23 protein-coding genes and 4 pseudogenes are annotated in these 24,538 nt (G+C 47.8%); 15 read left to right on the top strand and 12 right to left on the bottom strand.

Going from position 1 to position 24,538, the window contains the following annotated elements:
- Position 1: 1 nt before the first annotated feature.
- The 15 genes from F4V72_RS00350 (at position 2) to F4V72_RS00285 (ending at position 16,287) form a co-directional block, all read left to right on the top strand.
- Complete coding sequence (locus tag F4V72_RS00350; RefSeq protein WP_136058102.1) at positions 2 to 889, top strand: prepilin peptidase; 888 nt, start codon at positions 2 to 4, stop codon at positions 887 to 889.
- Between the two features lie 229 nt (positions 890 to 1,118).
- Positions 1,119 to 1,565 (top strand): transglycosylase SLT domain-containing protein, encoded by a 447-nt coding sequence (locus tag F4V72_RS00345; protein ID WP_394355410.1) that lies wholly within the window; start codon positions 1,119 to 1,121, stop codon positions 1,563 to 1,565.
- Between the two features lie 107 nt (positions 1,566 to 1,672).
- Complete coding sequence (locus tag F4V72_RS00340; RefSeq protein ID WP_136058104.1) at positions 1,673 to 2,605, top strand: omptin family outer membrane protease; 933 nt, start codon at positions 1,673 to 1,675, stop codon at positions 2,603 to 2,605.
- A gap of 92 nt (positions 2,606 to 2,697) precedes the next feature.
- Positions 2,698 to 2,919, top strand: a complete 222-nt coding sequence (locus tag F4V72_RS00335; protein ID WP_136058105.1) for a glycogen synthase — start codon at positions 2,698 to 2,700, stop codon at positions 2,917 to 2,919.
- Between the two features lie 163 nt (positions 2,920 to 3,082).
- Positions 3,083 to 3,580, top strand: coding sequence for an RDD family protein (locus F4V72_RS00330; protein ID WP_136058106.1), 498 nt, complete (start codon positions 3,083 to 3,085; stop codon positions 3,578 to 3,580).
- Between the two features lie 54 nt (positions 3,581 to 3,634).
- Complete coding sequence (locus F4V72_RS00325; RefSeq protein ID WP_136058107.1) at positions 3,635 to 4,237, top strand: YebB family permuted papain-like enzyme; 603 nt, start codon at positions 3,635 to 3,637, stop codon at positions 4,235 to 4,237.
- Positions 4,238 to 4,644: 407 nt separating this feature from the next.
- Complete coding sequence (locus F4V72_RS00320; RefSeq protein ID WP_136058108.1) at positions 4,645 to 6,468, top strand: DEAD/DEAH box helicase; 1,824 nt, start codon at positions 4,645 to 4,647, stop codon at positions 6,466 to 6,468.
- A gap of 221 nt (positions 6,469 to 6,689) precedes the next feature.
- Complete coding sequence (locus F4V72_RS00315) at positions 6,690 to 7,322, top strand: DNA-binding protein (protein ID WP_136058109.1); 633 nt, start codon at positions 6,690 to 6,692, stop codon at positions 7,320 to 7,322.
- On the top strand, positions 7,288 to 8,820 hold the full coding sequence (locus F4V72_RS00310; RefSeq protein WP_136058110.1) for an LAGLIDADG family homing endonuclease: 1,533 nt from the start codon (positions 7,288 to 7,290) through the stop codon (positions 8,818 to 8,820). The genes F4V72_RS00315 and F4V72_RS00310 overlap by 35 nt, the downstream gene beginning before the upstream one ends.
- 380 nt (positions 8,821 to 9,200) lie before the next feature.
- A complete protein-coding gene (locus F4V72_RS00305) occupies positions 9,201 to 12,866 on the top strand; it encodes an ATP-binding protein (protein ID WP_136058111.1) in 3,666 nt (1,221 codons plus the stop codon).
- Positions 12,866 to 13,489, top strand: coding sequence for a condensin complex protein MksE (locus F4V72_RS00300; protein WP_136058112.1), 624 nt, complete (start codon positions 12,866 to 12,868; stop codon positions 13,487 to 13,489). The genes F4V72_RS00305 and F4V72_RS00300 overlap by 1 nt, the downstream gene beginning before the upstream one ends.
- A complete protein-coding gene (locus F4V72_RS00295; RefSeq protein WP_136058113.1) occupies positions 13,489 to 14,727 on the top strand; it encodes a hypothetical protein in 1,239 nt (412 codons plus the stop codon). The genes F4V72_RS00300 and F4V72_RS00295 overlap by 1 nt, the downstream gene beginning before the upstream one ends.
- The gene (locus tag F4V72_RS00290; protein WP_136058114.1) at positions 14,724 to 15,602 is read left to right on the top strand and encodes a DUF7281 domain-containing protein; all 879 of its coding nucleotides are present in this window, start codon (positions 14,724 to 14,726) and stop codon (positions 15,600 to 15,602) included. Before F4V72_RS00295 ends, F4V72_RS00290 begins: the two co-directional genes overlap by 4 nt.
- Before the next feature lie 146 nt (positions 15,603 to 15,748).
- On the top strand, positions 15,749 to 15,892 hold the full coding sequence (locus F4V72_RS24010) for a hypothetical protein (RefSeq protein WP_170245732.1): 144 nt from the start codon (positions 15,749 to 15,751) through the stop codon (positions 15,890 to 15,892).
- A 2-nt stretch (positions 15,893 to 15,894) separates the two neighbouring features.
- A complete protein-coding gene (locus tag F4V72_RS00285; protein WP_136058115.1) occupies positions 15,895 to 16,287 on the top strand; it encodes a putative signal transducing protein in 393 nt (130 codons plus the stop codon).
- 532 nt (positions 16,288 to 16,819) lie between these two features.
- Here F4V72_RS00285 and F4V72_RS00280 read toward each other — a convergent pair.
- The 12 genes and pseudogenes from F4V72_RS00280 to F4V72_RS00230 all read right to left on the bottom strand — a co-directional run bounded on the left by F4V72_RS00280 (position 16,820) and on the right by F4V72_RS00230 (position 24,520).
- Complete coding sequence (locus F4V72_RS00280) at positions 16,820 to 17,365, bottom strand: hypothetical protein (RefSeq protein ID WP_136058116.1); 546 nt, start codon at positions 17,363 to 17,365, stop codon at positions 16,820 to 16,822.
- Between the two features lie 27 nt (positions 17,366 to 17,392).
- The gene (locus F4V72_RS00275) at positions 17,393 to 18,223 is read right to left on the bottom strand and encodes a cytolethal distending toxin subunit B family protein (protein WP_136058117.1); all 831 of its coding nucleotides are present in this window, start codon (positions 18,221 to 18,223) and stop codon (positions 17,393 to 17,395) included.
- A gap of 15 nt (positions 18,224 to 18,238) precedes the next feature.
- Positions 18,239 to 18,886 carry a cytolethal distending toxin subunit A gene (locus tag F4V72_RS00270; RefSeq protein WP_170245731.1) on the bottom strand — a complete coding sequence of 216 codons (648 nt, stop codon included), beginning with the start codon at positions 18,884 to 18,886 and terminating at the stop codon, positions 18,239 to 18,241.
- Between the two features lie 292 nt (positions 18,887 to 19,178).
- Complete coding sequence (locus F4V72_RS00265; protein ID WP_136058119.1) at positions 19,179 to 19,544, bottom strand: DUF1353 domain-containing protein; 366 nt, start codon at positions 19,542 to 19,544, stop codon at positions 19,179 to 19,181.
- 130 nt (positions 19,545 to 19,674) lie between these two features.
- Positions 19,675 to 20,001, bottom strand: a pseudogene (locus F4V72_RS00260) (DUF4880 domain-containing protein); the annotation flags it as partial.
- Positions 19,998 to 20,506: pseudogene (gene fecI / locus F4V72_RS00255) on the bottom strand (ferric citrate uptake sigma factor FecI). The pseudogenes fecI and F4V72_RS00260, both read right to left, overlap by 4 nt.
- 760 nt (positions 20,507 to 21,266) lie before the next feature.
- A pseudogene (locus F4V72_RS00250) lies at positions 21,267 to 21,493 on the bottom strand (tyrosine-type recombinase/integrase); the annotation flags it as partial.
- Between the two features lie 77 nt (positions 21,494 to 21,570).
- A pseudogene (locus F4V72_RS00245) lies at positions 21,571 to 22,840 on the bottom strand (tyrosine-type recombinase/integrase).
- A 197-nt stretch (positions 22,841 to 23,037) separates the two neighbouring features.
- On the bottom strand, positions 23,038 to 23,286 hold the full coding sequence (locus F4V72_RS00240) for a hypothetical protein (protein WP_232081651.1): 249 nt from the start codon (positions 23,284 to 23,286) through the stop codon (positions 23,038 to 23,040).
- 148 nt (positions 23,287 to 23,434) lie between these two features.
- Positions 23,435 to 23,650, bottom strand: coding sequence for a transposase (locus tag F4V72_RS00235; RefSeq protein ID WP_136058121.1), 216 nt, complete (start codon positions 23,648 to 23,650; stop codon positions 23,435 to 23,437).
- Positions 23,651 to 23,661: 11 nt separating this feature from the next.
- Positions 23,662 to 23,811, bottom strand: coding sequence for a hypothetical protein (locus F4V72_RS24005; protein ID WP_001458941.1), 150 nt, complete (start codon positions 23,809 to 23,811; stop codon positions 23,662 to 23,664).
- Position 23,812: 1 nt separating this feature from the next.
- Positions 23,813 to 24,520 (bottom strand): WYL domain-containing protein, encoded by a 708-nt coding sequence (locus F4V72_RS00230; RefSeq protein ID WP_150342415.1) that lies wholly within the window; start codon positions 24,518 to 24,520, stop codon positions 23,813 to 23,815.
- Positions 24,521 to 24,538: the final 18 nt, after the last annotated feature.

The raw sequence follows: 24,538 nt of genomic DNA, 5'->3' as shown, positions 1-24,538 counted from the left end.
CATGGTGACGGAACCGATATATTACCGGGTGTTTTTCCTGATCTGCCTGCTCACAGGGATGTGTGCCGGCAGTTTCATGAATGTGGTTATTTACCGCCTGCCCCGGATACTCTTCAGTACGGACGGTGAAACGCAGATTTCACTGGCCTGGCCGCCTTCACACTGTCCGGTATGCCGGAGCCGGATTAAATTTTATGACAATATTCCGGTGGTAAGCTGGCTTGTGTTGCGGGGCAAGTGCCGGAACTGCCGGACGCGTATTCCGGTCGTTTACCCGCTGACGGAGGCCGTGACCGGGCTGTGGTTCGCCGGGGTGTACCTGTACCTGGCGGGGCCGGTTAACACCCTGTTGACGTTTTCCGGTGCTGCGGGCCTGCTGCCGCCACTGACGCTGTTCTGCCTGTTGTACTGCATCACGGTTATTGACTTCCGCCATTATCTGATACCGGATGTGCTGTCGCTCGGGCTGTTGTGGGCAGGTATGGTGTTTTCTGTCTGTGACCTGTTGCCGGTGGCGCCCTTTCAGTCCGTGGCGGGTTGTGTCCTGGCTTATGCGCTTATCCGGGGCGTTCAGCGGGGATACCATGCTGTCCGTGGCTATGAGGGGCTGGGCGGCGGTGATGCCAAACTCTTTGCTGCCGCTGCGGTCTGGGTCGGTGTGGCTCAGGTGCCGTGGCTGATTCTGTTCTCTGCGGTGGCGGGGGGGATGCTGTATGGCATACGACGGTTTTATCAGCGGTGTATTCTGGTGCCATCCGGGCGGCCGGAGGCCGGAACAGAACGGGAGGTGGATGACGCTGACCCGGATATATGCCGTCATGAGTTTTATATTCCGTTTGGCCCGGCTATCGCACTGGCCACACTGGTTCTGTATTTAACCCGGATATAATGAACAGCATATTCAGAAAGCATATTATCCGTTTTCTCGTTCCGGGAAAGCTGGGCACCGGTTTTTTACTTGGCGCCGGCTTTATGCTGTGGCTGGCAATTGAAAGAAAACCGGTATTTGATGAATTTGTTTTATTCATTATTGATTTTTTTAATCTGATGCATTCCTGAATCTGAGAGGAATATCCTGTATGAACAGACTGACTTCCTGTTCCGGTGTCGGGCGTATTCTGGCTGCCGCCTGTCTGCTTATTATCAGTCATACCGTTCCGGCGGCAGACTGTTTTGAATCTGCCGGCAAAGATGCAGGCATTGATCCGGATTTACTACGGGCCATCGCCTGGCAGGAATCCCGTCTGCAGTACGATGTGATTGGTAAAAATCCGGTATCCGGTTATGGCATGGGACTGATGCAGATAGACTCCCAGCATCTGGCTTATATGAGGAAACGGGGTATTGACCGGGAGTTACTGGTTTCGGATATCTGCACCAATATATACACCGGTGCGCTGATTCTGGCACAGGCCTTTAATAAATGGGGGCCCACCTGGGAGGCCGTCGGCGCCTATAATGCCGGCTTTGCCGCCACACCGAAACAACATTTCAGGCGGATGGTCTATGCCAGAAAAATATACACAGTGTACCGGAAACTTAAACACGGTGAAAACCGTCATTAACGGGCAGGTTAATGGCAATAAACAGGTGTAATAATGCGGAGTGAAACATAATGATAAAAATGCGAAAGATATTATCGGGTGTTCTTATTCTCAGCAGTGGTATTCTGATGACCGGGACTGCCCGGGCTGCCACAGTAACGGATAATAATGATGACGGATTCCTGGATGCATCAGAGAAAGCGGCGCTGGCGGAGTGGTTCACACCGGAAAAAGTATCGGCTGGTTTATCTGTCGGAACGCTGAGTGGCAGTGCCAAAGAAAGGGTTTACCAGGATGGGCGCAGAGTCAGCCAGCTGGACTGGAAATTTAAAAATGCGCCTATTCTGAAAGGGAATATCGACTGGGATTTGTCCCCGTGGGTCAGACTCGGTGCATCGGGGTGGGTGACGGCGGGCAGCCACGGGGCAAGTGATATGGTTGACCGGGACTGGATGCTGCCGCATCAGGCAGGTTACTCCCATATTTCTGAATCTTCTTCCAGGCTGCGCTCCGCCAGTTTCTGGGATGTGAACACCACCATCTGGGGCGTGAATAATGACCGCTGGCGTCTTGGTGTGATGGCGGGCTGGCAGCAGACCGATTATCGGTGGGATGCGCGTGGCGGATATTACAGTTACTGGAACGGACTTGTCCAGGGCAATCTCCCGGACGGGAAAGGGATTGGCTATAAACTGCAGTTTAAAATGCCTTATATCGGACTGACGGGAGGGTACCGTTACCGTGATATTGAGATGAACACCTCGTTTAAATACAGTCACTGGGTACGGGCTTCCGACACGGATGAACATTATTTACGTAATGCCACTTTCAGGGATAAAAATCGCGACTCGGATTTTTATTCCGTGTCGGCAGATATCGGTTATTACATCACCCCACGGGCAAAAGTGTTTATTGAAGGTGAATGGATGCGTGTGACCAATGGCAGAGGGAGTGAAACGGCCACTTTCCATGACACAGGAGAAGTCGGTTATTACCCGGATGCCTCAGGCATTGAGAGTTCGTCTTATAACGTAACCGCGGGACTGAAATATTACTTCTGACGGACAAGTCTGATGGTCGGCTCATCGCGCAGTTATTATCTGGTGTCCGGTCATCAGACTTTCGTGATCCGGTTCAGGGCTGGAACCAGGAAATGAAAAAAAGTACCGATGATATTTATGCGTTCAGTAACTTTGAATTCCTTGCCATTACTTTTGCTCAGATGACCGTACAGGGACGGGAGATTAATATGGATGCAGTGACCGGGAATATGGATGAAAAACAACGGGAATGGTTTCTTGCAAGATACCGGTTCTGGCTTGCGTCATATGCCGGGAATGCCGGAGAAACAGACAAAAACGATATCATCCGGTAATGATTTTCGGGCATTTGTTGCGGGATGGTTCAGGATACTGTACTTCAGGTTCCGGTACCCGATCTGATGCCATTTTTAATGATAACGCAGAATATGGCTGACCGTTCACAGGCCATACAGAACGGCTGACCTGTGAATGTTTTTTGTGGAGTAAACAGAGCGTATGCAGAACCAGAATGCACAACCTGAAGAACAACCTGAGTATGAATATGCGGGATTCTGGCTGAGAACAGGCGCGTGCCTGGTTGACAGTCTGTTTTTTTCACTGATTTTATTGCCGGTAACGATAACGTTTTACGGCACTGATTATTTACTGAGTGACAGACTATTCCGGGGGCCTGTGGATATTGCCATCAACTGGATTGTGCCGGCTGTTCTGACCGTCATTCTGTGGCGCGGTTTTCAGGCCACGCCCGGAAAGATGGCGCTGAGATTACGGGTACTGGATGCTGAAAGTGGCTGTCCCGCCAGTACCGGGCAATATATCGGCCGCTATCTGGGCTATTTTGTCTCGACAGTCCCCCTGGGGCTCGGTTTTTTCTGGATTGCCTTCGACCGCCGCAAGCAGGGGTGGCATGACAAACTTGCAGGAACCGTTGTGGTGAGGTGTATCCATACCCCTCCCGTGAAATTCCGTGACAGGTCGTTGCCGCGTCGGTGAGCCGGGGATGGGGCTGTTCCGGGTCAGCGGCATTAAGAGTACCGGAGGAATGATATGTGTATAAATTATCCGGCCAGCTATGAGACCGGCGATATTGTTTTTACCTGTATCGGATCTGCATTATTCGGACAGGTATCAGCCGCTTCCCGGTGCTGGTGTAATCATGTCGGAATGATTACGGGACACAATGGCGTGGATTACCTGGTGGCGGAAAGCCGGGTTCCCTTTTCCACTGTCACCACCCTGTCACGTTTCATTCAGCGTTCTGCCGGAATGCGTTATGCGGTGAAACGACTTAAAGGAGGCCTGACTGAGGCGCAGAAGCATGATGTGCTGGTTCAGGTAAAACCCCGGCCGCATAAACTTTACCATACCGGATTCAGCTACGATTCTTCCCGACAGTTCTGCTCAAAGTTTGTTTTCGATATATGCCATGAAGCGCTGTCAGTCCGGGTGGGGAAGACTGAAACGTTCAGGGAACTGTTGTATAACAAGCCGGATGCGCGCCTGATTTTCTGGAAGTGCTGGTTTCTGGGCTCCATTTCCTGGAGCCGCAGGACGATTACACCGGCCAGTCTGTGGCGTAATCCGGACCTGGAGCTGATTTATCGCAGTCAGAAGCCGGACCGTGGTGATTCTCCGTTGATGGTTCGCTGAAGTCATGGGAGAGAAAACACAGGCGAAGTGAAATTTCTGTATTTTTAATAATTTTACAATATGTAACTTGTTTTTATTGAAAGTTCCTGTCTGCAACGGTGATATTTTATTTTTATGCGAAAGAAAGTGATGCCTTAATATGCGTCAATAATGAAGTTTTATGGGGAACAGCCATTATTTCAGGGCTGAAACAGGGTGGGATGATGTCACACAATACCTTACGCGCTTTGGTATACAGCGACGGGCGGTAGCGTATCCGAAAGGTATTTATACGGGCATGACAGCGGGAGTACATATTACCGGGGCGACAGTATTATCGCTTTTGCGGCAGGGCATGTGAGCAGGCAGAAAAATTTATTCCTGGATTCAGGTGTGGTTGTTAACGTGTATTGAAACGGAAAATAATTATGGCAAAACTGATGACTTCTCTGGCGCAGTGCTCTCAAAAAATGACTCTGGGGGAACGACGCGTCGCTCAGCGCCTGGAATCACATCTTGGTGATGACTGTCTGATCTGGTATGACATTCCGGTAGGGAGACAATATCAGCATCCGGATTTTGTGATCATTGATCCCTCATCAGGACTCATATTCCTGGAGGTCAAGGACTGGCGGAGAAGTACTTTCTGTCATGCCGATCCCCGTATGGTCATCCTGGAAACAGAGCAGGGGGCAAAACGGGAGAAGAATCCGCTGGCTCAGGTCAGGGAGTATGCCTGTGCAACGGCTGAGATGTTGTCTCAGGATCCCCGTCTGCAACAGACCGGGATATATCAGGGCAAACTTAATGTGGCGTGGGCATATGGTGCGGTGTTTACAAATATCACCAGGCAACAACTGAAATCGCTTTCTGCTGACGGCGCCGTTGAGGCTATATTCCCGGAGGCGCTGACGATTTGTCAGGATGAAATGACGGAATCAGTTTCACAGGAAGCCTTCAGGAACAAAATCGCGGGCCTGTTTACCACCCGCTTTCGGCCTGCCATCCCGCCATCAACGCGGGATATTATCCGCCGGCACCTTTTCCCGGAGATCGCGATACCGGCTAAAAAATCAGACAGTAATCTGCTGAAGGTCATGGATATCCAGCAGGAGCTTCTGGCGCGTAATATCGGGGAAGGCCACAGGGTGATCCATGGTGTTGCAGGCTCGGGGAAGACGCTGATTTTACTGTACCGTTGCCAGTACCTTGCTGAGAATTCGGAACGCCCGGTTCTGGTCCTTTGTTTCAATATTACGCTGGCAAACTACATCCGGGAGTGTATTGCCGATAAAGGGTTATCGCAAAAAGTGCATGTATACCACTTTCATGACTGGTGCGGTATTGCCGCGCGTAAATTCAGTCTCACCGTCAGTCGTGAAGGCCCCTGGTTTGATAACTGTTTTGCAGCTCTGGAAAGTGCTGTTGACTCGGGGATGATCACGGATACCGGCTATGATGCGGTTCTGATTGATGAAGGACACGATTTTGACCGCCGGTGGCTGGCCCTGATTGCCCGGCTGTTTGATAACAGTCAACGCTCCCTGCTGCTGATGTATGATGATGCTCAGTCACTTTACCGCCGTGAGCGGGCGCTGAACTTCTCACTGGCAAGCGTGGGGATTCAGGCGCAGGGGCGTACCTCAGTCCTTCGCGTTAATTATCGTAACCCTGAATGTATCCTCAGTTTTGCGTATGCCTTTTCACGCGACTATTTTGAAAAACACCGTAACCAGGAGGTTCCGCTGGTATTGCCGGAAGCCTGTGCTGAGAAGGGAAAAACACCGGATATAATGCAGTGCAGTTCTGCCGAAGAAGAAGCGCTGCATGTCGCTGACTGGCTCGGGCAAAAATATGCGCTTACCGGTCGCTGGGGGGATATGGCGGTGCTGTGTCCGACACGGTTTTCGTCTCAGCGGCTGACTGAATTACTGGAGGAGCGGGGGATCCCCTTTGTTATCAGTTTCACATCAGCAGATAAAAAGCATTATTCCCATAAAGATAATGTTGTGCATTTATTGACCTTTCAGAGCAGCAAAGGGCTGGAGTTTTCTTTTGTTGCCGTCATCAATGCGTCTTTTGTACATCAGGGGGCAGAAGATGAGGCAGAAGCCATTCCTGCCTTATATGTCGCCTTTACACGTTCCACCCGGGAGCTGCTGGTGACGTTTTACCGGGAAAACAGCATCAGTCGCCATCTGGCAGACTTTGCTGAAATGGATCCGGAAGCGCTTCAGTGCAACGGGCAGTAAAACAGATGGTGACCCGCGTATGGCGCGTTGCCCCGTGCGTCAGGTATGACCGGAGTTGAGGAAAATATGTCGTGTTTTAACATTATTATCCTCTTAAGGCGGTGAAACTGTGACAGTGGTCAGGGCGGCTGAGCGGATGAAAGGTTTACCTGTGCCGGGCAGTACTGTTGCTTGCGGGTGAGATGAACAATAAAGTTACAGACAACCGGAAGAGATACAGGGTGACAGCAGATATCAGTTACTGGATTGAAAAATACTGTTTTACGGAAACCAGCGAGCCGGTACGTCTGACCCGTCAGTGGGAGGATGTGCTGCGGGAGTGCCGGACACAACAGGCCGATCCTCAGGGACGTCTGCGTATTGCGCTGGTCAACGTGGATTACGTGACCAGTTTTGAGCTGCCCTTCCGGTTACTCTTGCTCCGGGCACCGCAACTGATTGCGGAGGTGAGGGAAAACCAGAAACTGCGTCAGAAAAATGTGCTCTTTAACGGTAAACGGTTTGGTTGTGTTTACAGTCTGAAAACCGGTATCAGCGATATACCGGATGAATTTCAGTATCATCTGTCACACCGTATCCGGCGGATTGTGTCAGCAGACAGTACGGAAAAACCTTACCGGCAGATTGCAAAAGAGGTGAAAATCCCCCGGGAACGCCTGAAAGTGGCGCTGACAGCGGGTCTTGAGGTGACCGCGCTGGACGGGCTTTTCTGGTTCGGCTGCCAGCGGCTTGCGGCTGATGTGCTGATACTGAGAAAAGCGGGGATGCGGATAGCCACTGCGGAGAAAATGGTATCAGATAACCTGACCGGAACAACACGTGGTATACCGGTATATCGTTGCGACGGAGGCTGAACACGGATGCTGTCGTCGCGGATTATTTATCGGTTATGTTTACTGCATAAATAACGATTTTCTTTTTTCGGCTGAACAAACAGCTCCGTTTCTTTCTCTTTATATTATTAACGCAGTTGCTGTATCCGGAAAACCAGATTTATACCAGATGGAGAGAAGTACTGTATTCTCAGTTTTTATATTACAGGGAGCTGAGTTTTTTATGAAATCGTTCAGAAAATTTTATGCTGATAAACCCGGTGTCATAAGCAGATTTTCAATAAAAGGGAGGTTTGAAGATATGGACGAGCCACACCAACAGAAGCATAAAACGTCTGCCCTGACTCCTGCACCAGGGATAAGTGATGAGCTGAATTATGACATTTGTGGCATAATATCCGGTTGTTTCACTAAAGATACTATTGTATCAACATCTGAAGGCCCATTTTATTTAGGTGATTTATGTGATATTAACAAAAATCCCGGCGTTATTACGCAGGATCGTTCAGTATTAAAGACAGGTGGTGTGAGTGCCGGTGGTATACAGGATATCTTCGGTTTGCTCACAGACTGTTCTTATATAAAGGGGGGGGCGAAAAACCTGGTTTTACGTATATCAGAAGACTGTAAGTCAGAAATGACCGGGTTAACGGATTTACGTAAAGGGGATTTGGTGGTCTGTCAGAACGGTCTTTTTGGGTCACAGGTTCCGAAGTATAATAGTGAGGTTCTGGACGTTTTTGATGCGCAGGAGTTAGGTAAGCATATCAGTAATATGGCTAATGTGCAGAATTCAGATCTGTATTTCGCAGATAAATTCCATAATAAATCCGGATATTTTTCGATTAATATATATAATGTCCTGAGTAAATTTGATGCTTTTGTTTTTCGTGTGCCTGAAAAGATATTAGGAGCATCGAAAGAATATGTTGCTGCTTATCTGAGAGGTTATTTTGACGGTGGTACACGGTTTCACTTAAACCGAGTTTCTGCCCCGGCATCCTGCCGTGAGTTAGCTTCGGATCTTGTTTATTTATTAAATCTTTTTGAAATAAGTGGTAAGATAACAAAAACACTCTCCGGGTTTGAAGTGGTTATTTCCGGGAAAGATGACATTAATCTGTTCAGGGAAGAGATCGGATTTCTAAATGATATTCATGATTTTTCAGGAGCCAGAGCAGAACCGGTTAATTCCGTTATTGATTATGCTAAGTTATGTAAAGAGTATAATGCCAGAGCGCTGGAAACGTTAAAGGATTTTTTGACATTACCTGAAAGTCTGGCCGAACTGTTAAAACAACCGGATAAGTATAAAGAAAACTTCATATCGCTCGGACTGGAACAGCAATTTAACATGCTGAAAATACTTTCACATACAGGTTGCAGGGTAACTGAAGTTAAAGAATATGCTAAATATACAGGGCGTGATGAAGTATTTGGTGTTATTAATGTGGCCGGGAACCACACCTGGTGTGCTAATGGTATTATTATATCTGGAAACCCGCCAGGTCAGATATAATAATATTGTACCTCGTATAATTAAGATGTTTCATGCGGGGCTGATAATGAGTAGAACGGTTCGAACTGTGGTGGATATTAACAAAAAATTACTGTTGTTACGAATTCTGAATATTTTTTTGAATGGGGGATGGAGTTTATTTTTTTGTAGCGATTTTTTGTTCGCGTCATTACATAAAAAAGTAATTCTATTTTTTTCAAATGATAATGATAGCTGATTGCTAAGGGAGAAGCTGGATTTGATTCTTTAGTCGTGGGGATATGCCTGACTATGTTTATTACTCTGTCACAAGTTCTTCTGATTTGATCGTGAAATAACATGGTGCATATTGAAAAAATCGATGGGATATGTAAAATCCCTTTTGTATTTAGAGAGTTATCATGTCACAACTTCTTCGTATTATTCTTATACACACTCACCTGCCTGGCGTTGTTGAAATTCAACTGGATCAACATACCAATATTTGTGGGACAAATGCTTCCGGAAAAACGACGCTTCAGCGCCTTGTTCCTGTTTTCTACGGCGAACAGCCCAATAAAGTCGTACCAAGAACGCGGAAGAAGTTCGACGAGTTTTATCTCCCCTGTAGCAATAGCTATATCGTTTATGAATACCAGCGAGAAACAGGTGACAATTGCCTGGTTGTTTTGACTGGTAAAAATGAAGGCGGCGTTGAATATCGTTTTGTTAGCGCGCCTTATCATCCTGACTTTTTTCTTCGCTATATGGAAGATGGCGCGAAAGGGTTGAGTTATAACGAATGGTCTGCCCAGATGCGCAGCCGGGATGACGTTTCAGTTTCAGCCAAAATAGGTTCAACGACGGAGTATCGCAGCATCATTCAGAATGATGTCGCGTCGTTTCGTGGTAATTCGACGGAGATGATGAGGCTTCGCCGTTTGGCGGCATCGTTTAGTCTGGTGAGTGGTAACTATAAGCTCAGGCATATTGAGAAGTTAGTGAGCGCCGTTCATGCCGGTGAAGGCAAAATGGAAACACTCAAAACTATGCTGGCGGCGATTTTTGCCGATGATGGCGTTACTCTCCCGCAAACAAAAGTAAAAAGCGGCTTTGCGCGGGAATGGATCCAAAAAATGCGCCAGTCGCTGCGTTACGATAAATTGCAGCAGGAGTTTGAATTCTTACAGCGCCTGGGGCTGAAACTGGATGATACGGAGGCGCAGTTAGCTGCGCTCCACCCTCTGTTAAGAAATGATGAGCAAATGCAGAAGCAGAAGCGCGCGGATGCAGAGCAGTTGTTTCACCAGCGTCGAGGAGAGCTTGTTCAGTTAGAGGATAGCTTTAATCAACAGAGTCGCGAACTGAACGATCGATTAAGTAAAACGCAAAGTGAATTAAAAACGGTTCAGGCATGGCTGGATCATGTTCAGGAAGAGAACGATCGTTATGAACGTAAAGATATCCGCCTTTTGCAGACGCACATGGACGAATTGCCCCAGTGGCGGGAGGCGCTTTTAGCGCAAAGTGAGCAATACCGGCTTATGCAGGATCAAGTCGGTGAACTTTCCCGAGAATTTGAGCAGCACAAAGCAAAACTAAAAGACAGTTTTTACCGTCAGGACCGGCTGACTCAGCAAAAAATTCAGGGTTGCCAGCGGGAAAAAGAGGCGGTCAGGGATAAATTTGACAGCCAGAAAGAGAAACTTCGGCAGCGCTTCGAAGAGCGAAAACAACAGCAGGAAAATCACTACGGTGAACAACTGGAGAAGATTTCATGCGATCGAGCGGCTGTTAGCACTGAGCTTAAACATTCCCAGTTAACCGCTGAAGAGCAAGAAGAGCGCCAGATTGCAGAGTTGCGTATTGAGCAGGCCCATGAGTGTTTATTGCAACTGGGCGATCAACGACAAAATGCGCAGACAAAGCTGTCCGAGGCTCGTAAACAGCAGGATAGCGCAGAAAAGCAATTGCACGATGCCCGTGCTGGCCTGCATCAGGCTGAAGAACAATTGCTGCAACTGCATCGCCAGTTGGATCCTGAACAGGGGACATTACGCCACTTCTTGCGTTCACGTTACGAGGGCTGGGAGCAGAATCTGGGCAAGGTTCTGAATGAAAACCTGCTGGAACGTAAAGACTTGCAGCCTGAACGAAGAGATCTGTCGGAATCACTGTACGGCCTGCAACTGGAATTAAGCGTGCTGGATATGCCGGATTTTGCGCAGGATGAAGCTTCAATTCGACACAGCCTTGATAAGACAGAGCAAACCAGGGCGTATGCTGAAGAAGCGAAGAAAACGGCAGATGCCAACTTTCAGGAGCACCACCAGAACGTCAAGCAGCTACAATCACAGGCTGATGAGTGTGAAAGACAATATCAACGTCAAAATCAGGAGGTAGGCTATGCCCGGGATGCCCGTACTCGTTTAATCGCAGAGCATGGGGCGCTGGAGCAAGAACGTCGACAGGAAAAACGCGCCCGCTTAAGCACATTAGAAAAAGCGCATACCGAATTAACGCAACAGAAAGAACACGATTTTCGTGCGTTAACGGAAGAATATAATGCACAAATGTTGCAATGGAGTATCGACCTTCAAAGTGAACAGCAGCAAATTGATGAGAAGGTGGAAGAGCTGTCCCGGCAGATAAACAAAAAACGTGCCGATATGGAAGAACAGATAAGAATATTCCAGCAGGCTCTGGACGATGATTTAGCGAAGAAGGGAATTGATCCCCACGAAGTCAAAATACTGCGGGAGCGCATTGAAACGCTTAAAAAAGATATCCAGGCGGTTGAAGAGCGTCGGGATGAGCTGATCGAATGGCAGCGTTTTATCAAACTTGACTGGGAGCAGTTGCGGCCTGAGAAACAGAAGCAGGAAGATGAACTCTCTCAGCAGAAGTGTGAGCTGTTGCAGTCAGAACGCCAGTTAAAAGCAGAGTATCAGAATAAAAAAGACAGGCTTAATGATGAGAAAAAACACTATGATACGCTGATGCGTCAGGCTGGTGAGCTTGTCAGTCAGTTAAAGGTATTACTGGAGCGATTATTGCCTCTGCCGCTGGCCGAAATTGTTCCGGCTTATATTGATTCTGCCGCTGATATTAATGAACGGATGTCGCGTACCAGCGATATGCTGGAGCAACACGCCAGCGTGACCCGTACGCTGGAGAGCAAACTGAATGAGTTTAAGTCACGCTTTAATCAGGATGCAGACCCTACTTTCCTTGAATTATTGGACTCTGAGATAGATAAGTTACCCGATCCTTCACGAAGCCGCCAACAATTGCCAATACTCGAAAAACTCCTGCAACTGCTTAAAGATAAACAGCAGCAATTGCTGGAGATGGGGGAAAATATCGGTGGCGATCTGAAAAAATTCTTTGATGTTTTCAGCGATATCAATCGCCGGATTTCGCATCAAAGTCGGCGATTGAGCGATGCGGTTACCGACGATTTACAACTGGAGGGCATCAATAAATCTGAAGTTCGTATTTTATCGACAATCGACCAATTACGATTCTGGAAACCCTTAAAGCGCTTTGCTAAAAACTATAGCGACTGGCGCTCATCTGGACAGCAACTCCCTCCAGAAAGCTATTTAAATGCTCTTATGGATGTGGTTGAACTGCTGCATGCCGATGAGCGTTTTACTATGGAATCGTTATTAAACCTCGAACTTCATCTTAATGAAGGTGGGGAAGATATTGTTATCAAAAACGATCGCCAACTGCTGGAAGCATCAAGCCACGGTATGGCCTATTTGATCTTGTGCAAGTATCTTTTGGCGTTCACGCGTTTGTTAAGGGGCAAATCAGACGCCGTTATTCACTGGCCTATTGATGAAATTGGCACGCTGGCCTACCACAATGTAGAGAAATTATTTATTGCCTGTAGCCATAATAATATTGTGATTGTAGGCGCTTTTCCGAATGCGGAATCGGATGTGTTAATGCTGTTTAAACACCGCTATTTGCTTGATGCCGATCAGCTTGAGCCGACTCAGCGCAGGTTGAAAAGGATTCAGCCGAAAGTGAGCCGCCTGGCAGCCCGACTGGCGCAGATGGAACAGGGGGCAGTGTAATGCTGGAACATGGACCCTTAATCAAAAGGCTGCTGACAGGGGAATTTATTTGCCGTATCAACGACCCGGATGCTTATCGTCATTTACAGGATGAGAGTACCCGGCAAGCGATGGACAACTATTTGCGCCCTCTGAACTACAGAGTTGTCAGTAATGAAACGCAAACCGTCTATTATGCGGGCTTTTGTGAGATGAATCGCGATACTCGCAGCCAACTGATGAATCAGTTTAAGGAAATCATCTCTTCTCTGCTGCCTCTGCTTGAGTGGTTACAACTCATACAGGAAACGCAAGGGCGGGAGAGTACGCTGACAGCAGGAGACTATATCAGGTTGTCGGAAATCATGACGCGTGTAGAGGATAATCAGAGCCTCCAACAGCGTCTGAATCAGCTTTCCAGCGATCGTTTTTTCAATTGTCGAAGTGATTCCATTGATCTTCAGCTCAAACAAATTTTCCGGCGTTTGAAAGAGCACGGCTATGTCAGACAACCCAACGCCGAGCAGCAGATATTTATTGTCACGGGGAAAGTTGATTATCTGATTGATATCATCCGCTTTATCCGTGATGAAGAGCATTTACCGGTTGAAGACACGCCGCCTGTTCAGCAGGAGCTTCTGTAATGGCGCAGGAGATTTCTCCGCTATCCAGTCTGTTTAAAAACGGCGCTGACCGGTTGGCATTGTTGGGAAAACACCATCATGTCTTAATGAAGGGCTATGTCGATGGGTTTATTGATGAAACGGCTTTTAGCGACCAGACATTAAAAAAGCTGATTGCAGCGCGTATTGTATGGCGTCCTGATGAGCAACAGCCACTGATGCTACGCCCACTGGTGAGCGAACTCATCGCCAGTATGGTTGCTGATGAGAGCCGACGGCAGATTAATGCGGATGTGGCAGAAAAGCTGGAACAAATCCGCAATAAGGTGCAGGCCTGGCGCGATGCTTATTATAAAGGTGATTACAGTATTGCTGAACGGCAAATGCAGAGGTTGACTGAGCTAGTTCACGATCTCAGCGGGCAGTTTGAAGAGGCCATCGACAGCCTATGGCACCGTCTGAATAATGATTTCGGTTTCGTCAGCACTCTGAATGAAAAAATTAATGAGAATGCGCGGGCGCAAAACCAGGTTCGTCGGTTGCTTGATGGACTGGCTCTGATCGTTTTCGATGAATTGATAGAGTTTGCTGAAAATAATAGCTCACTACGTAAGTTATTAGTGAGTCAGTTACAGTTGCGTGTCAGTCTTCACCATAGTTCATTACTGGCCGTTCAGCAGCGTCTGGTGGATCTAATGGCTAAATTTCGCCAGCAGCAGTCGCGCACATTATTAGTGACGAATATGGCTGCTTTTTTGCGTCAGCATCCACAATATCAACCCGCCAGCTACCCTGAACGCCGGGAAGTGCCGGATGTATTCAATATTGCGACGCCACTTTCACTACAAGCCTCCATTTCGCTCGACAGACCCGTGGATCGACAAGTCATGGCGGAGATGTTGCTCGCTTTGCCTCGGGGATCGGTTATGCCTCCGCCTGTGCCAAAAAGTGCGGGCTCAGTAATACCTCCCATTGATGAGGAGGTCGCTGCTCGTCAGATTGCGCTTAAAATGGACGTTGAGGATTTTTATGTTTTCGCTGCCGGGCAATCCGGGCCGGTGAGCGCGCTGCATTATCTGACGGAAAATCATCTGAACTGGGACAGTGAGATATGGCTTTACCAGGTTATTACGGAATATCAATCATTGCCGTTAGCGGATAAGCCGCGTTTTTGGCTGCGTTGTGATGAGCGTCAGGCCAGCCCGGTAAACGATCTGCGCATTATATCGGATGTGAGTATTGGCGTGAGGGTAAAATGACCGAATCAGAATCGTTATCGTATAACGCGCTCGTCTGGCTGAAAAAACTTGATCATCGCCTGAAAGCGAAAAATTGCGAGAAGAAAAATACCGACGGTAAAATCGTGATTCAGGTTTTGCGTTGGTGTACTGCGCTGGATTTGATCCCGGCTAACAGTTTGTTGCTGCCTGATTTCATTTTTACAATGGCGTTGCTGAATAAGATTTCAGAAGCTCAGCAGCGTCTCAAACAGGCAAATTTTCGTGACGATATTAGCACACAAAATCGTATTGAGAGTGCGCAGTTAAGCGATCAGGAGATTAAAACGGCGGGAATTCGACCACAGCAGCATCGGGTACTGCTCCGTCTTAATCAGCCTTTAGTCAATGCGTTAGGGATGACTATTGAAGTTGTGGATACGGACTGGCGTAATATTACGCTGACGCAGTTTGATGTTCTTATCGTGGTGGAGAATCAGGACTGTTTCTACCATCTGGCGTTTTTTGATTATTCCCAATGTGATTTCCACTCTCCCCTGATTATTTACCGTGGCGATCGGACATATAGCAAAGGGACTGTTGCATTGAAGCGTTTCTGGTTGAAAACCGGGAAAACAGCGATCTATTTTGGCGATTTTGACCCGAAGGGGGTCAGTATTGCGATGAATGAAGGTTATCATTCTATGTTATTACCTTCGCCAGCCGTAGTGATAAAAAAATCCTCTTCAGCGATGTTTCCTGATGCGCAGTTAAAGTTCTTACCTGAATTATTGAGAGGTAAGGCTCATTCCCATTTTTGGGACTATCTGTTGGTTCTGGAAAAACATCAGGCGCTGAGGCAGCAAAAAATGCAGGGTGAAATATTGAAAGTGGTTATGTTGAAAACATCAGATTAGTTGAGACGAGGGCAATTCCACTATTACCTTCCTCCGTACTGACACGGAAATCGGGTTACAATTTTGTGAAAGGCAGTTGCAGCGCCAGAAGAGCCATCTCATCTTGAGTGACACGACGGAAGAGCCCGGAACACCGCGTCCGGAGAATGACAACCCGCAGATCGGTGATGTACCAGTCTGAGCGTTCTTATCGCAGCGCCGGTATGGGGCTGTCACCCGATCCGGGAAGGCTGGACACCCGACGCCGGGTGCGGATGTGTGGACAGGGGAGCCTTGCTGGAGGGCATTGACAATGTGGAATATTCATCCTGAACGGGGAGAGTTCAGGCTTCTGGAACAGTTCCTTTCGCCCCTGGATGCACGAATTGTGGCTGGCCGTCTGGTGAGTGAGGGGATAGAGGTGATGTTACTGGACGAGCATATGGTCTGGAATAATCTGCTGCAGTCACAGGCTGTAGGGGGCGTAAAACTGCTGGTGAAACAGCATGACCTGGAGGCTGCGCGGAGGGTGATGGGGGATATCCGTCTGGGGCACTGGTGTCCGGACAAGGTGAATCAGGATGAGGCAGTCAGGGAAAGTCGCGCGGCATGCCTCCGGTGGGCGAGGTGGTTGCTGAGTGCGGTCATGATTGTTTTTTTGTTTATTCTGCCGGTCATTGCATTATTCAGGAGAGTATTTGAATGACTGTCCCTGCCTGGAGGAAATATCATTAAATTATTTTTCTGTCATTTTAATTTTGCTACTCAGATTGGCGGTGTTTGTTGCCATCAGTGCGCTACTGATCTGGTTTTTCAGGCTAAAAAAGAAGGGCTCTTTTTTCACTCCATCCTTTATGTGGCGGTTATTTGTGTGATTTATGCCATGTTATCATCACTGATGGAAACACCCCACACTTAAAATGTCAGCCAGAATATACCAGGGGGTACGCTGTTGAAAACAGGGACACAGGGGCTGCTGGTCTGGAGTATTCAGTCATGGCGTCGGGTACTGCGCAGGCAGACCATGCCTGTGCAGAGAACAGCGACGCCCGGAATATATGACTCACTGGTAAAGACTTTAATTGTTTGATCGTGGTCAGGTATCACATCAGCAACGTCTGACCCCATGCTCTAAACTGTTTACAGTACACCTGCACCTTTGCATATTGCTGAGTTCTGAACGCCTGCCCACCAAATCACAGACAACCTCATAACAGTGCCATATTACATATTCCCTCTTATAAAAGTGGAGACATCCGGGAGGCGGAAAATGCCGGAGCCAGGAACCACAGTTGCTTGTATATCTCATCTGATTGTAATGGTGGCAGAATGCATTTTTTCAGAACGGGGAAGCCTTTTCCCTCAATATCCGAGGAAAGACAGTCTCCTGTCGCAATATTTTTTATTAAAACTGCACCTGTGTTTGTCGGGATTAGAGAAAAATATGTCCGGACTAAATTCACCCCCCTCAGAGAACAGAAATCTGTGGTAATTTTGTCATCTATTGGCTGAGCACAAAAATCGCCGACCTTAAACCCCCCAGGCTCTCTGAACTGGACTATGCCATACGGATATTGAGATAAAGGAAAGGCGGGATCGCTCACTTCCACTAAATCATAATGCACAGACTCGTCCCTGTCCTGAAACACATTGTTTCTCATAACAAATCCAGTGAATACCCCCCTGATCGTCACAGAAGGTATGTAATTCATGTCATTATCAGCAAAAGATAATGAGGGAGAAATAAAAAAGGATAAAATTACGAAAATAATGTATTTTTTCATTAGTTAACCATCTCCATTTATGCAGCGTCATTCATTACGCGACGCGCTGTTAAACAGTACAGGTAAATGATCGGATGAGAGTTGAGATGCCATATTACCAAAAGAAATCGTTGCTCCCAGTAAGGTTGCGGATGGTGAGCGGTCAACAATGACGCCATAATCAAGAATCCCTCCACTACGTTGTGTCGCCACTGCAGGAGCAACGACCGTAACAGATCTGTCCAGACGCTCCAGAAGCAAATCATTTTCAAGTCTGGCTGGCGCGCGGTTAAAATCGCCCGCCAGGAACCATGAATAACCCAGTCGGGATGACTGGTTAAAAAATTCATTAACCGTACGAACTATGGCAAGAGCATCAGGCCCCCCGCTGGCAAGAGCATGCGTAGTTAAGAAAACATCAGTCGCCAGGCTGATACCAATAACCGGGCGGGATGCCACGGTCGCAGGTCTGATAACAAAAACCTGTTCTGCTCTCTGCCGGGATACAATAGCCAGATTCACCCTGTTAGCACCCACATCTACACGCGAGAAATAAATATAACGGATATCAGGACGTCGTGTCGTTCCTAAATTCCATGTATATTCATCAATAGGTATTCCCACTCCGACGGGTTGAATCTGACGACCGGTAAGCATGGCAGTGGCCGGAACAGATCCTGCTTCCTGAACCATAAGAATATCTGCACCTTCCGTTCCTGTTACCAGTTGCCTTACATTAATATTCCATTTATTTTCGCCAGCAGCGGAAGAGCCCTGTAAATTCCATGTCATTATTTTATAATCTCCAATATTAGCATTTGCACTAATACTGAATATAGCCATGACGAAAAAGAAACCTGCAGAAATAATACTTTTCATATCGACGTTAACTCTTTAAGGTAAAGGATTGGTACTTGTTAATGCAGGTGCCATGTACCATATCTGGTCATAAACTTTATCCTTCTCAGAAATACATTCCGTCAGATAGACCGTGGAATAGATAGTGTGAGTGATAATATCATACCTCACACATTTATTCTTCACAGGACTTTTTATAAAAACGCCACCATTAGTGGCAGGAATGAGAAGGAAATCTTGTGCACTATTTTGATTATTACAGACGGAATGAATTAAACCGTTTTTATATGCTTCTATACATGTTCCTGTAACACCATTGATAAATCTGAAAGTGTTTTCTCCCCTTTTGTTAACCGGAACTATATGCCAGTTTCTTACCCCGCCAAAACTGGATGATGTTGCTGAACCATATACCCACAACCAGTTGCCTTCAGCCAGTGCCCATACAGTCAGGACACGACCATTTTGGGCCATAATAGTTCTTAGTGATGTATAAGATACTTCACCATCAGAGTTTATTTCAGGAGGCGTTTTTAGTCCGGGAGATGGCAGGGGTAATGCTGGTGGTACTGGAAAATCCGCTGAAGGATAAATGTTTCCTTTACTCTCGTTTTGTTTATCCTGAGAGGAGCAACTTGTTAAAAAAATAATGAAAACAGAAAGATATATTCCTTTAATTTTCATATAATCTCCAAACCATGACATGGTCAGGAGATTTAAAAACTAACAGGTACTACTTGTCAAGAACATTCCCTGAACTATTCTTCTCGTCGGTTTTATGTTCTTAGATTTTAATTCCTCTGCTCTGTTATTTCTCCTCAGATAGAACGTTGTTTCTACGAAAATCTGGAATCTGACGAGCCCCTCTTTTTGTGTTTGATATCCACATCCGTTAAGGACATAAATAGCATATGGTACCTGGCAACTCATCACTTTTTCCGGGGTAGTGTTGCGTGGCAATATTAGGCACCGCGCCTCACGCTATCTTAATACGCTTTCCATAGTTCCCCCTCCCAAACACCCGCACCGCCCAATATATTACCGTTATCTTCCACTTCGGCACGCCCGGCACCGTCATTTCGTCGAGAAATATCGGGTCAGCCTCATTCCTGATACGTAGCGCGTTGTCGTACAGGTAATCGTGAATGATGGATGCTTTGCCGTCTGGTGGTAACAACGTCCAGAAGATGCGCGGCACACTGGCGGGGTCAGTTACAAATCCAGCTGGTACGCTTATTACGTTGCTGTTGTCGTCGCTGAGGTAAAACGCAAGCGGCTCGTATACGTGCCAGTTGTAATGGCCCGGCATTTCAAGGATTGCCGGAGTTGTGAAGCGGCTCATGGTTTTTCATTATCTGTGTATGTTTTAAAGGAATTGCGAAGGTTTAGAAAAATTTCCTACCATTGTAAATACTTCTATTGCTGTTTCCGGGGCCTGGTGGCCCCTTTTTTTATTGATCACAGCAGATGGTGGTACGGTAGTCAGCGCGCAGCCCTTCGCCCATTTCTGAACGCCAGAGCTGCCAGCCGCCACTCGCGCAGATCAGCAGCAGACCCTTCAGTATATGTCGGCGTGTCAGATGGCTGTCTTTCAGCGTCCGGCTGGCCAGATTGCCAGGCATACTTCTCATCTGGCAACGCAGATTTTCCACCTGCTTCCACGCCCACTGGTGATCGGTATTTTGTTCATACCACTGCTGCCAGCGTGCCTCCTGCTGCGTGCTCACGCGATCGCCGCTTAAAACGGCGTACCAGTGGGAGGCCGAATACAGTGCCAGACCGGTGAGTGTGGTTTTCACAGTCCGTACTCCAGGCGGAACAGAAGACAGTGCATGGTGGCTTTGGCGACATATTTTTTTACTGAGCTAACCGACACGTTCAGGCGAGAAGCAATTTCGCTGTAGGTCAGACCGTCGAGCTGGGAAAGCAGGAATACGTTACGGGTTTTACGACTCAGTCCATCCAGCATCTGGTCGACAAGCTGTAGCGCTTCGAGATGCAATTGCCTCTCTTCCGCAGATGGAGCCTGCGTTTCAGGGAACCGGGCGAGGATTTCCAGATATGCTTTTTCCAGTGCGTTGCGGCGGAAGAGATCGATCATCACTCGTCTGGCTACAGTACATAAGAACGATTTTGGGTCACGGATAGTCGTCAGCGACTCACCATTGATGACCCGCAGAAAGGTATCCTGAGCGATGTCGTCTGCGTCAAAAGCCGACTGCAACTTGCGTGTCAGCCAGTGCTTCGATGCGCACTATAGAACGATTCAAACGAGAGAGAGGCGCACTGAGCGGGATTAGACATGACTGATAGTTTCAAAAGTTAATCATTTCGGCGGCATAGTAATATGAGAATAGTTATCATTACAATAGAGGCGGTGGATTTTTACACGTCCGACAATGAGCCTCCGTTTGTACGTTTTTAAGTAGAACAAGAAAATTATCTGTAATGTGAGCAGTATGATGAGTCTCAAAAGTTTCTATGATGAATCTGATACTTACAGAACCTGAACGAATCACTTTGTTGCACCTTTTGTTAAACTATCCATACCGCGATATTCGAACCAGGGGATGTGTGTGGTGGACTGTTGATGTTGTCCGGCGGACCCCGGTCCACGATAAATTTCTGCGGAACTGGGATGTTCATGGCGGGTAACTTACGACTGGTTTCATGCATGGGAATAATCCGGCATTGCCGAGTTATCCGGTGGACATCAGGACAGGCGTTACTTTTGCTATGTCACCTTAAATGATAGCCACTGCTGTTGAGGTTGTCTGCTCAGAATCACTGTTTCTGGTCCGTATCGCACAACGTGTTGAACAGGTGCACGGGCCATTATCCTGTTCACTGACGGTACCTTATCAACTGGAGCAAAGAGACACTGGAGTCTGAACTGGATAATTTACTGGGAGCATACGGTGATCGCTCTGCAGTTAATTTATCTGACTACTTAACTCATTATTTTTAAACCAGTCACCTGCACAGCTTTCTGGCATATGAGTTTTATGCAAAAAATAAAAGCCACCCAACTTTAATTGCTGGATGACTCTGGATAAACTCGTTTTCATTTCAAGGGGTTATTGATTTTTGCATAATCAAATGGAGAAATGGCATCTTCAAGGTTAGCATCCAGAAAATCAGCCCACCACTGTAGCATCAATCTGCGTTCATCCAGAAATTCCGCTTTATGAATGTAAGCGGCGCGTACGCCGTTACGCTCCTGATGGCTCATTTGCCGCTCTACGCATCTTTTGACCACAATCCTGATTCAATCAATGAACTACAGCACAGAATATTGCGGTAGACGATTAATTATTATAATAAAAAATAAAAGAAAGCTCCCCCAGCCCGTAGTGGCTGGGGGATGGTCACAGTTCAGTCGTTGGAGACAAACCGACAAGACTGTCAATGTAATCCGCATACCACTGCATCATTTCGCGTCTGCCATCCAGATACAGCGCATGATTGTAGGTACCGCGAATGCTGTTCTTGTCCACATGAGCGAGCTGTGTTTCAATCCACGCTGAGTTAAAACCCTGTTCATGCAGGATAGTGCTCATCGTGTGACGGAAGCCATGTCCCGTCAGCCTGCCTTTGTACCCCAGCAACTCAATAACCTGATTAACACTCTCCTTACTGATCGGCTTGCGTGGATCATTTCTGCCGATAAAGACCAATGGGTGATGTTTTGAGATCGGCTCAAGTTGTTTAAACAGAGTAATAACCTGCGCTGAAAGCGGCACAATATGAGGTCTTTTCATCTTCATCACTTCTGCCGGGAGCTCCCATAATTTTGTTTCAAAATCGATATCCTCCCAGCGTGCAAAACGCAGTTCTTGCGTGCGAACACCGGTTAACATAATGATTTGAGTGGCTGTCTTCGTGATAATACTACCAGTGTAACTTGCCAGATCGTTAAGGAAATGCGGAAGTTCATTAGCGGTAAGGAAAGGGAAATGTACTTTTCTCGGCGTAGCTAACGCACTGGCAAGATCGGGGGCTGGATTGTAGTTAGCTCTACCAGTGACAATTGCATAGCGGAACACCTCGCCGCAGCGCTGACGAACTTTGCGCATTTTCTCCAGTGCTCCGCGTTTCTCCATTTTACGCAGGGCTTCTAGCAACTCCATTGGTTTGACTTCAGCAATAGGGCGCTTGCCGATATAGGGAAAGATATCTTTCTCAAAGGTATCAATGATTTCATCACGATAGCGTAATGACCAGCGATCGGCTTTAGTCTGATGCCACTCGCGAGCAACCGCCTCGAAAGTGTTTTTCAGGCTTATTTGCTGGGCTACTTTCTCTTCTTTCTTTACTTCGCCCGGATCGCCTCCTGCAGCAAGAATTTTTCTGGCTTCGCTACGTTTTTCGCGTGCGTCGGCCAGTGAAATATCGGGGTATACGCCAATGGACAGCATCTTTTCTTTACCGGAGAAGCGGTACTTCATACGCCAGTATTTCGAGCCATTAGCGTTAATCAGCAGATACATACCACCGCCATCAGCCAGTTTATAGGGTTTTTCTTTTGGCTTTGCAGTTTTCACTTTAATATCGGTTAGCGCCATGACATTCTCCGGCTTTTGATGAAGGGGATTTCCGCCAGTACCTAACCTGATACCCCCAATGTACTCCTTGTATAACAAAGATGTCGTTAAAACCCATTGTTATACATCACATTTTTACCATTATGGGGGTGCTGATATTTTAAAGGAAAATAACACCCCCTAATGTACCCCCAAAAAGGACTTGATGCCGATTACCTTTAGGCGACAATGGTGGGGTCATTTCTCTTGTTTTATCAGTTATTACAGGGGTTTTGTTGACTTCGAGGGAGTTCAGAAGAGGCAAATTGGCGGAAGATCATAGCAGGCCATGCCCCCCGGGCTGCTTAACAGCGCATAGTGGCCATCATCAGAGACACTAATGAGGCTGCACGTCCCGTCTTTCACATCTTCACTTCCGCACATCAGCTCACTGCCGCCTTTCACATCAGTCACTGTCCGGGGCAATTTAACCGCAGCAGCACTGGCGGAGGCACTCAATAAAAAACCAGAAACCATTAATGGCAATATAAACGCTTTCATCTGTTCATCCTGTTTATTGTTAAAGTAACAATGCTTATATGGCGTGAATCGCGGGCTGGCCTGTCTCCCTCGTATCGTTACAGAGAAGACATTCACTTTCCCCTGAATATGAACCACAGGCAGGGCCTGTGCAGGCCCTGCGAAATAACTAACGTTCCCCCCGGTCTCGCAAGACTTTTCGTGCCAGACGCTTTTCCGTTGCCGTTGTACTGCTGAAAAAACCACTGTCAGTGGTTATCTTTCTCAGCTCTGCGTTGCTTTTGCCTTCCAGGCAGTCATGCATCTCCTTCACTTCACGCGCACTGCTGAGTGCGTCTTTCGCCGCCTCAACGGCGAGTTTACCGGCGGCCTTCCAGAATCTCATGGGAGCCACCTTTACAGATAACCGTTGTCTTTGCCCCACTCACATCCGCAGTCCCTGCACATCCAGCCATCGGCCCAGGGAATGGTGTCGTGAGAGCCGCAGTCCGGGCAGCGTTTGCCGGAAGTCGGATTGCCGGGTGTTATACGTCTTATTTTCATCATGTTATCCTTCTGTTATGGGTTGATGTGGTTCAGGGACAAAGCCGGACAGCACTTCACCAATGAACCGGAAATGGGGTAATGCCTGTAAAAAATCCGGACGGGAAAGGATGGCGCGCACAGTAGCGTCGGGGGTAAAACTGTCGGGATGAAGCGTGACGACCCGAATATCAGCCAGTGGCAGTGCGATGATGCGGGCCTGGTGTGCTCCCGTCAGATACCAGTTACCGGCATGCAGAACCAGCCGGTAGGGGGCGATATCCGTATGGCTGCATCCGTTGCCACGCAGGGTCACTTTCCGGCACTCCTGGACGGCATTCACCAGTTGGGTAAAGACCCCACCATCGGTGATGGTCTGTGCAGATTCGCCCTGCCAGATAAGGCAGGGCGACTCCCCCGGGCCGCTCAGAAGCGAACTGACAAGATGACCATCCAGTCCCGGAAACAAGCTCTCAACGCCAGACTGACGGGCAAAGGTCATCACCGCCAGTTCCCGCTGACGGCTGCCGGACAGCAGACGGCACCGGCCCTGACGATACTCCAGGTCCAGGTACATCAGTCGTTCACGAAAATCCCGGCGCAGGGTGCGGACCGACACGCCAAACTCGGCGGCCAGTTTGCGCATATCCAGCGTTTCGCCTGCCACAAGACGACCAATAATCATCGACAGTCTGACGGCAAGCCGGTCATGGCGACGCTCAGCCTGAGTCATGAGGCTTCATTCTCCGGT

It is taken from the genome of Salmonella enterica subsp. diarizonae (assembly GCF_008692785.1).
Lineage (GTDB): Bacteria > Pseudomonadota > Gammaproteobacteria > Enterobacterales > Enterobacteriaceae > Salmonella > Salmonella diarizonae.
This window is presented reverse-complemented; position numbering and strand designations above follow the sequence as displayed.

Bases quoted from the DNA above. Each gene is read 5' to 3' on its own strand.
- F4V72_RS00350 (WP_136058102.1), top strand. From the start codon at position 2: ATGGTGACGGAACCGATATATTACCGGGTGTTTTTCCTGATCTGCCTG.
- F4V72_RS00340 (WP_136058104.1), top strand. From the start codon at position 1,673: ATGACCGGGACTGCCCGGGCTGCCACAGTAACGGATAATAATGATGAC.
- F4V72_RS00335 (WP_136058105.1), top strand. From the start codon at position 2,698: ATGAAAAAAAGTACCGATGATATTTATGCGTTCAGTAACTTTGAATTC.
- F4V72_RS00330 (WP_136058106.1), top strand. From the start codon at position 3,083: ATGCAGAACCAGAATGCACAACCTGAAGAACAACCTGAGTATGAATAT.
- F4V72_RS00325 (WP_136058107.1), top strand. From the start codon at position 3,635: ATGTGTATAAATTATCCGGCCAGCTATGAGACCGGCGATATTGTTTTT.
- F4V72_RS00320 (WP_136058108.1), top strand. From the start codon at position 4,645: ATGGCAAAACTGATGACTTCTCTGGCGCAGTGCTCTCAAAAAATGACT.
- F4V72_RS00305 (WP_136058111.1), top strand. From the start codon at position 9,201: ATGTCACAACTTCTTCGTATTATTCTTATACACACTCACCTGCCTGGC.
- F4V72_RS00300 (WP_136058112.1), top strand. From the start codon at position 12,866: ATGCTGGAACATGGACCCTTAATCAAAAGGCTGCTGACAGGGGAATTT.
- F4V72_RS00295 (WP_136058113.1), top strand. From the start codon at position 13,489: ATGGCGCAGGAGATTTCTCCGCTATCCAGTCTGTTTAAAAACGGCGCT.
- F4V72_RS00290 (WP_136058114.1), top strand. From the start codon at position 14,724: ATGACCGAATCAGAATCGTTATCGTATAACGCGCTCGTCTGGCTGAAA.
- F4V72_RS24010 (WP_170245732.1), top strand. From the start codon at position 15,749: ATGACAACCCGCAGATCGGTGATGTACCAGTCTGAGCGTTCTTATCGC.
- F4V72_RS00285 (WP_136058115.1), top strand. From the start codon at position 15,895: ATGTGGAATATTCATCCTGAACGGGGAGAGTTCAGGCTTCTGGAACAG.
- F4V72_RS00280 (WP_136058116.1), bottom strand. From the start codon at position 17,365: ATGAAAAAATACATTATTTTCGTAATTTTATCCTTTTTTATTTCTCCC.
- F4V72_RS00275 (WP_136058117.1), bottom strand. From the start codon at position 18,223: ATGAAAAGTATTATTTCTGCAGGTTTCTTTTTCGTCATGGCTATATTC.
- F4V72_RS00270 (WP_170245731.1), bottom strand. From the start codon at position 18,886: ATGAAAATTAAAGGAATATATCTTTCTGTTTTCATTATTTTTTTAACA.
- F4V72_RS00265 (WP_136058119.1), bottom strand. From the start codon at position 19,544: ATGAGCCGCTTCACAACTCCGGCAATCCTTGAAATGCCGGGCCATTAC.
- F4V72_RS00240 (WP_232081651.1), bottom strand. From the start codon at position 23,286: ATGAAAGCGTTTATATTGCCATTAATGGTTTCTGGTTTTTTATTGAGT.
- F4V72_RS00235 (WP_136058121.1), bottom strand. From the start codon at position 23,650: ATGAGATTCTGGAAGGCCGCCGGTAAACTCGCCGTTGAGGCGGCGAAA.
- F4V72_RS24005 (WP_001458941.1), bottom strand. From the start codon at position 23,811: ATGATGAAAATAAGACGTATAACACCCGGCAATCCGACTTCCGGCAAA.
- F4V72_RS00230 (WP_150342415.1), bottom strand. From the start codon at position 24,520: ATGACTCAGGCTGAGCGTCGCCATGACCGGCTTGCCGTCAGACTGTCG.